A 7585-nucleotide genomic window follows, 5' to 3' on the forward strand; every position below is an offset into this window, starting at 1 on the left:
AGGTTGTGTTACACATCTCACAAACGCTGGTGCCCATGCATGGCTCGTGTTCGACATGCTGATGTCGGTGAGCTCTGGGGCATGGGCGACTGGGGACTGCCTGGATCTCGAACCCATGTGCATAAAAAGTTCGGCCGATCGGGAACTCCGATCGGCCGAACTCCTTTGTGCAGGTGTTGCTTGCTTCGGGCCGGTCCTCAGTCGAAGGTGCAGCCCGAAACCGGTTTTCCGGCGAGGCGGTCCATCAGGTAGCTGATCGCGTTGTTCGTGCCGAATCCGTCGATCAGTTCAGGCCCGAAGTGGTTGCCGAAGGTGGTGCCGGGGGCGATCGGCGGGAGGTCGTTGGTGCGGAAGGTGACGGTCGCGCCACTATCGCACCAGTCCTGCGCCAACTGGCGGCCCTGGCCGTAGGGCACGGTGTCATCGTTGCGGCCGTGTGTGATCAGCACCGGGCTCGTAGGTTTCATGCGCCCGATCCGTTGCTCGTCCAATACCCCTTCGGCTGAAGGGACTTCGCGCAGGTGATCCAGTATCGGTCGCGCGTCGACAGTGAGGCTGCTGGTGTGGGTGAACGGGCGTGTGGTGATGATGTCAGCGATGCATTCGTTCTTGAGCGCGTCGAGTACCGCGTGCCCAGCGGGGGAGACCCGCTCCTCGAGGATCTTGTTCACATCTGGGTAGCGGGCGGCGTAACCGTTGATGGCGAAGCCGATGGCGGCGCCGATCAGGCTGCCGTCGATTCGCTCGACCACGTCCATCAGGTCGGCGATCGGCGCACCGGCCCAGACGCCCTTCAGGTTCAGTTCTGGCGCATAGGTCGGCTGCAATTCCGCAGCCGCCGCGCTCGCCCCGCCGCCCTGCGAGTAGCCCCAGAGCGCCAAGGGTGTTTCCGGCCCGGTGTTTGCGAGGCGATTGGCGGTGCGGGCGGCGTCGAGCACGACCTGTCCGGTTTCGACGCGATTGGTGTAGGTGTGCACGCCGGGCGTGCCGAGTCCGATGTAATCGGTGACGAAAACCCGCGCTCCGAGGGCATTCCATGCCGCGGCCGATGCTGCTTCCTGGTTGGCAGACAGCGACAGCGGTTCGGTGCTCACATGCAGGCCGACGCTGAAAGCCCGCGATAGTGCGCACTGGTCACCTTGGCCGGTGGTGCCGGGCGCGATGACAATTGTCGGCCGCTCGCCCTCGCCTTGCCACGGCTGAGTGGCGTCGATGTAGGTCCCGGTCACCGCGACGGGACTGTCGTCCTGTGTGCGCGAAGTGAACATCACCCGCTGCCCCTGCACCGGCCAGCCCTCGGTCCCGGGTGTCATCAAGAACAGCGGCATGGATTCGGTCTTGATGACGGCGCCACGTTCGGCCGGTAATTCGGTCGGGGGCGTGTAGAAGTCGGGTGCGGCGGCCGCGGTAGTGGCAGTGCAGATACCGGCGGCGGCGCCGAGCAGGGCGATCGCGCCCAAGGCGAGGGTCCGTCGGATCCGCCGTCGCTGGGGAGCTGGGTGGTGCTGTCGATGCATGAGTTTCTTTCTGTGCGAGCCACTGTCGAAAATGGGCGCGGCGGCTCCGGAAGGTGTGACCGGTCCGCGACTGTGCGCCGAAGATGTCGAGCGGGATCTCCAGCGGGTGACGGACCGAACCCTGATCGACAAACGTTGAACCCCCCCGGCGCCGGACTCTCATGTGGCGAGACCCGGTGCGAACTGGCTCACAAGATGTGAGGGTAACATGGTTACCGTGTCAGGTAACACAGTTACTTGGTCATCGAATTACTGTGACGAAGATGGGTAGCGCGCGCGAATCGGAGATATCGAGCCAGATCACCGGCGTCGTGCTCGACGTGCTGGAAACCGAGGGCTACGACGCGGTCCAGTTGCGGTTGATCGCCCGCCGCGCCCACGTCTCGCTCGCCACGGTCTACAAACTCTTCCCGACAAGGGACGAACTGATCGTCTCGGCCATCGCGGAGTGGATGACCGAGCACACCTACGGCGAACTGAAGCCGCTGACCTCGCAGGACACGGTCCGTGACGGGCTCATCTCGGTTCTGCGAGCGGTATTCGAACCGTGGGAGCGCAGCCCGAAGATGCTGGAGGCCTATCACCGCGCCCGCCTCGGCCCCGCCGGGCAGCGGCTGGACGCGCAAGGATTCAATGCGGTCCTCCCGGTGGCGGTCGGCGTCCTTGACGGGCTGGACCCGGTCTACGCCGAGGACGTCGCGCTCATCCTGACCAATATGGTTCTCGCGCTCATCGGTGCGTTCGCGATCGGTTCGATCGAGATCACCGAGATCCTGCCGCTGCTCGAACGCACCGTGTGCCGGTTGACCGCGGACAACGAAACCGCGGCCCGCGGCGGGAAAACACCGGCCCAGTCGGGTGAGGACGCGTGATGCGCGGGTCAATAACGATTCGATGGAGAACCCTCGCCGGGATGGAACCACCGAAACCACCTGGCAAACTCGAGGAGTGAATTCGGCACCACTGCGCACACGGACGGGCACCGTCACCGAACCCGCCGCGGCGCGGGGAGTAGGAGCGGGAATGCTGCGATGGGGGTGGCGGCTGGTCGCAGGGGTGGTGCTGGTGGGAATCGTGCTCGTGTTCGGCACGGCGTTCCGGGTGTGGCAGGTCGCGCGGATCGACGACTACACCAAAGCCGACGCGATCGTGGTGCTCGGCGCCGCCCAGTATTCCGGCACACCGTCATCGGTCTTCGAGGCCAGGCTGGATCAGGCCTATGACCTGTTCGAGGCCGGGGTGGCCCCGCGGGTGATCACCGTCGGCGGAAAGCAGGAGGGGGACCTGTATACCGAGGCCGCATCGGGGAAGAACTATCTGATGGACCGTGGCATACCCGCCGAGGAGATCCTCGCCGTGGAAACCGGATCGGACACCCTACGCAGCGTCGAAGCCGTCGCCACCGCCATGCGCGCCCGCGATATGTCCTCGGCGGTGCTGGTCAGCGACCCGTGGCATTCCCTGCGCACCCGCACCATGGCGCGTGACGCGGGCCTGGACGCCTGGACCGCCCCCACCCGCACCGGCCCCGCCGTCTACACCAGAGAATCGCAGGCGCACGGCATCTTCCGGGAGACCTTCGCGCTGCTCTGGTATCAGCTGACCCACTTCTCCGCGGACTTCAGCTACACGGCGGGACAGTGAAATGAGTACCCTCGGCTACTCCGCGCACGATCGAGAACGTCTCGTACTCGAAGGTCCGAAAACCGCCGGACTCACCACCGACGGCAATGGCCATCGCAGCGATTTCTCCCGTGACCGTGCCCGGGTCCTGCACTCGGCCGCGCTGCGCCGCCTGGCCGATAAAACCCAGGTCATGGGCCCACGCGACGGCGACACCCCGCGCACCCGGCTCACCCATTCGATCGAGGTCGCCCAGATCGGCCGCGGCATCGCCGACGGGCTCGGCTGCGATCCCGACCTGGTCGATCTGGCCGGCCTCGCCCACGACATCGGCCACCCGCCCTACGGTCACAACGGTGAGCAGGCCCTCGACATCTGGGCCGACCGGTACGGCGGTTTCGAGGGCAACGCCCAGAACCTGCGCATCCTCACCCGCCTCGAACCCAAGGTGCTCGAAGCCGACGACACCAGCGCCGGACTCAACTTGACCAGGGCCGCCCTCGACGCCGCCATCAAATACCCGTGGCAGCGCAGCGGCTCCGGTACCAAATTCGGCGCCTACGACGTCGACGCCGACCGGCTGGCCTGGGTTCGCAAGGGCGCTCCGCCGCGGCGCCAGACCCTGGAATGCCAGATCATGGACTGGTCCGATGACGTCGCCTACTCGGTGCACGATGTCGAAGACGGCATCCTGGCAGGCCGTATCGACCTGCGCGCACTGGCCGACCGGGTGGAGCAGCGTGCGCTCGCCGAGATGGGGCATGTGCACCACCGATCCATTTCGGTCGATGATCTGGTGGCCGCCGCACAGCGGCTGTCGGAGTTGCCGGTGGTCGCGCGGGTGTTCACCTACGACGGCTCGCTCGCCGATTCGGTCGCCCTGAAACGGTTGACCAGCGAGCTCGTCGGCCGGTTCGCGACCTCCGCGGTGGTGGACACCCGCCGCGTCGCGGGCGAAGGGCCGCTCACCCGTTACGCCGCCGACCTGGAGGTCTCGCCCCTCGCCGCCGCCGAGGTAGCGGTGCTCAAGACGGTGGCATTGCGCTACGTCATGTCAGATCCGGACCACAAACTGCGACAGGCCGCGCAGCGCGACCGGATCACCGCCGTCGCCGAGAGCCTGCTCGCGGGCGCACCCGAGTGCCTGGACCCGCTGCTGCTGCCGTGGTGGGACGCCGCCGCGGACGACACCGCTCGCGTCCGGGTGATCGTCGACCAGATCGCCTCCTACACCGAGAGCAGGCTGGAGCGGATCGCGGCCCGGCTCAACCACTGACCGGGCGAGGCTCAGCAGCATCTGCGGTGGCCACAACCAGGTCAGGGCTGCGGGGGCCCGCGCCCGGCGGCGCCCGCTAGACTTCAACAGTGCCCGGACGAATCCCAGATCGCGATATCGCTGCGATACGCGAACGCGTCCGGATCGAGGACGTGGTGGGGGAGTACGTCGCGCTCAAGCGTGGTGGCGCCGATTCGATGAAGGGCCTGTGCCCGTTCCACGACGAGAAGTCGCCGTCGTTCCATGTGCGGCCCAACCACGGTCTGTTCCATTGCTTCGGCTGCGGTGAAGGTGGCGACGTCTACGCGTTCATCCAGAAGATCGAGCACATCGGTTTCGTCGAGGCGGTCGAGCAACTCGCCGACAAGGTCGGCTACCAGATCAACTACGAGGGCGGCGGCACCTCGGTCCAGCGCGACCGCGGCACCAGGGCCCGGCTGGTGGCCGCCAACGCCGCCGCGCACGAGTTCTACATGGCCAAGCTGCGCGAACCCGAAGCCGCCGCGGCCCGCGCCTACCTCACCGAACGCAATTTCGACGCCGCCGCGGCCGCCCAGTTCGGCTGCGGTTACGCCCCCGACGGCTGGGACACCCTGACCAAACACCTGCTGCGCAAGGGTTTCGAGTTCAAGGAACTGGAGGCGGCCGGACTGTCCAGGGAGGGCAGGCGCGGTCCGATCGACCGCTTCCATCGCCGGTTGCTGTGGCCGATCCGCAATCTCGCCGGTGAGGTCATCGGTTTCGGTGCCCGCAAGCTCTACGACGACGACACCATGCCCGGCAAGTACGTCAATACGCCGGAAACGGTGCTGTACAAGAAGTCTCAGGTGCTGTTCGGGCTCGACCACGCCAAACGAGAAATCGCCAAAGGGCATCAGGCCGTGGTCGTCGAGGGCTATACCGACGTCATGGCCATGCATCTGGCCGGGGTGAAAACCGCTGTCGCCGCATGCGGTACCGCGTTCGGCGACGACCACCTGGCCATCCTGCGGCGCCTGCTCATGGACGACAACTTCTGGCGCGGCGAGATCATCTTCACCTTCGACGGTGACGCCGCAGGCCAAGCGGCCGCGCTCAAGGCGTTCCTCAACGACCAGAAGGTCGCCGCACAGATCTACGTCGCGACCACGCCGGACGGGCAGGACCCGTGCGAGCTGCGTCAGCATTCCGGCGACGCCGCCGTACGCGATGTGGTCGCCAAACGCCGGCTGCTGTTCGAGTTCGCGCTCGACAGCGAGATCGAGAAGCGTAAAGACCCCAGGATCAACGACCTGACCCGCGACGGCCAGGTGGAGGTGCTTCGCTGGGGTGTGCCGCTGGTGGCGCAGATCAAAGACCACGGGCGGCGCAAGCGCTACGCGACCGACCTCGCCGATCGCACCGGCTGGCTGGATGTGCAGACCGTCTACCGGCGCGTCGAAGAGGAAGCCAAACGTCAGCGCACGGGAGGTGCGGCGGCGGGTCCCGCGCGCCGTGGCCCGCGCGAGCAGAGCGGCACGGCCGATGCTCCGGTGGCGCGGCCGAACCCGAGCGATCCGGCCCTGCTGCCACAGCGTCAGGCGCTCGCGGCGGGACTGCAGTATCCGTCCATCGCTGGACCGTCGTTCGACGCACTCGAAACCGAGGCATTCACGCACCCCGCGTACACGACGATCCGCACGCTCATCACCGAGGCCGGCGGCACCGCGGCCGGTCTGGTCGGCGCGGAATGGGTAGGCGCGGTATCGGATCGCACCGACGATCTGACCGTGCGCGCCTTGATCTCGGAGCTCGCGAGCGAACCGCTACCGGTGAAGTCGGCGGGCGACATCCCGCGCTTCGTCACCGGTGTGCTGGCTCGGGCGCAGGAGGGCCTGGTCGGCCGGCAGATCGCCGAGCTGAAGTCGAAGCTGCACCGTGTGTCGTCCACCGAACAATCCGAGGCTTATCTGACGTTGTTCGGTGACCTGGTGGCTCTGGAGCAGTACCGCAAGAGTCTGCTGGAGCAGGCCATGGGTAATTCGGACGACTTCGCGCCGCACTGATCTCTCATCCGCGCTGACGTCTGCGCGGTAGTCGGTGGTCGGCTCAGCCGCACTGCCGTTGAGTCCGTAACGGATACGCGCTGCGCGATGATCAACTCGGTAGTCGGGGTCGGCACCAACGGTGGGAGGCGCGGGATGAAACGAGTGTTTCTGGCGGGCTTGGCGGTCCTTGTCGTCTTCGGGATGTCTGGCTGTGGTGAGGACAGCTCCACGTCGTCATCGGCGGCGACTACGGCGGCGTCCACGGCTCCGGAGCGGCCGATCACACCGGGCACATCGGAACCCGCGCCGCCGTCCGGCGAGCCGACCGCCGGTGAGGCGACCCCGCCGACCTCCCTGCCCTCCCGCGACGATGCCACCGTCGACGCCCGCGACTTCCAGCAGGGCAACTACTACTACTTCCAGTCGCCGACCGGAAACATCATGTGCGGCTTCATCAATGAGGGTGAACTTGGCACCGGCTGCCAGCTCGACACGACGCAAGTGGTGCCCCCTGAGCTGTCCGACTGCGACACCAGCCGCGCCGATCGCGCTGTGGCCGCGCAGGTCCTCGGCGGTGCCGCCCGGTTCATGTGCGTGAATCAGGGTTTCTTCGTCGGTTCACCGACCGACGGCACCCGCAAGGGTGGCGGGAACGTGCTGGAGTACGGGGCGACGATCATCGTCCGCGGCACCGCGTGCACGTCGATGCCGACCGGCGTCCGCTGCGATCAGGCCGGGCACGGCTTCATGATCGCCGCGGACAAGCAGTACCTGTTCTGAGGGGCGAGATTTTCAGCGCCGAAGCTGATCGTGCGGCACCAGTACGGTGGTCCGCTCGTCGATCGGCTCCATCGGCTCCAGCGCCGGACGCGTACTGAGCTTGTCCGACAACCGCTGCCTACTCATCTGAACGAGCTTGCGGGTGACCGGGCTCCCCGTGACCGCTCGGCTGGCCGCACTGATCTGCTCATAGCGCGCCCGCCCGGCCTTGCTGCCGAGCACGTACCCGGCCGCGATGCCGATCATCAACCGAAGCATCTGTTCGAGCTCCTCCCGTTCACCTGTCCGCCGGCTACATCCTGCCCGACACCCACCACCCCTGTCGATCCGCCCACCCGAAGACTCCCCGCTCAGGGCTTTTTGCTGATCGGGGAAGTCGCCGC

General features: G+C 66.8%; 8 protein-coding genes. 6 read left to right on the forward strand and 2 right to left on the reverse strand.

Annotation, left to right across the window (positions count from 1 at the left end; translation table 11 throughout):
- Positions 1-197: 197 nt before the first annotated feature.
- On the reverse strand, positions 198-1517 hold the full coding sequence (locus GV792_RS27880) for a lipase family protein (protein WP_163827965.1): 1320 nt from the start codon (positions 1515-1517) through the stop codon (positions 198-200).
- Here GV792_RS27880 and GV792_RS27885 point away from each other — a divergent pair.
- The 6 genes from GV792_RS27885 (at position 1516) to GV792_RS27910 (ending at position 7202) form a co-directional block, all read left to right on the forward strand.
- Entirely contained in the window at positions 1516-1656 is a 141-nt protein-coding gene (locus GV792_RS27885) for a hypothetical protein (RefSeq protein WP_163827966.1), read from the forward strand. The genes GV792_RS27880 and GV792_RS27885 overlap by 2 nt on opposite strands.
- Before the next feature lie 124 nt (positions 1657-1780).
- Positions 1781-2389, forward strand: coding sequence for a TetR family transcriptional regulator (locus tag GV792_RS27890; protein ID WP_175584893.1), 609 nt, complete (start codon positions 1781-1783; stop codon positions 2387-2389).
- Positions 2390-2465: 76 nt separating this feature from the next.
- A complete protein-coding gene (locus GV792_RS27895) occupies positions 2466-3161 on the forward strand; it encodes a YdcF family protein (protein ID WP_163827967.1) in 696 nt (231 codons plus the stop codon).
- Between the two features lies 1 nt (position 3162).
- A complete protein-coding gene (locus tag GV792_RS27900) occupies positions 3163-4416 on the forward strand; it encodes a deoxyguanosinetriphosphate triphosphohydrolase (RefSeq protein WP_163827968.1) in 1254 nt (417 codons plus the stop codon).
- An 89-nt stretch (positions 4417-4505) separates the two neighbouring features.
- Positions 4506-6440: a DNA primase gene (gene dnaG / locus GV792_RS27905; protein ID WP_163827969.1), complete on the forward strand. Its 1935-nt coding sequence runs from the start codon at positions 4506-4508 to the stop codon at positions 6438-6440.
- A gap of 135 nt (positions 6441-6575) precedes the next feature.
- Positions 6576-7202 carry a DUF6636 domain-containing protein gene (locus GV792_RS27910; protein ID WP_256673901.1) on the forward strand — a complete coding sequence of 209 codons (627 nt, stop codon included), beginning with the start codon at positions 6576-6578 and terminating at the stop codon, positions 7200-7202.
- A 12-nt stretch (positions 7203-7214) separates the two neighbouring features.
- Here GV792_RS27910 and GV792_RS27915 read toward each other — a convergent pair whose 3' ends face one another.
- A complete protein-coding gene (locus GV792_RS27915; RefSeq protein ID WP_163827970.1) occupies positions 7215-7460 on the reverse strand; it encodes a hypothetical protein in 246 nt (81 codons plus the stop codon).
- Between the last annotated feature and the right edge of the window lie 125 nt (positions 7461-7585).

The sequence above is a fragment of the Nocardia cyriacigeorgica genome, from assembly GCF_010868145.1.
In the GTDB taxonomy this organism is placed as follows: domain Bacteria; phylum Actinomycetota; class Actinomycetes; order Mycobacteriales; family Mycobacteriaceae; genus Nocardia; species Nocardia cyriacigeorgica_D.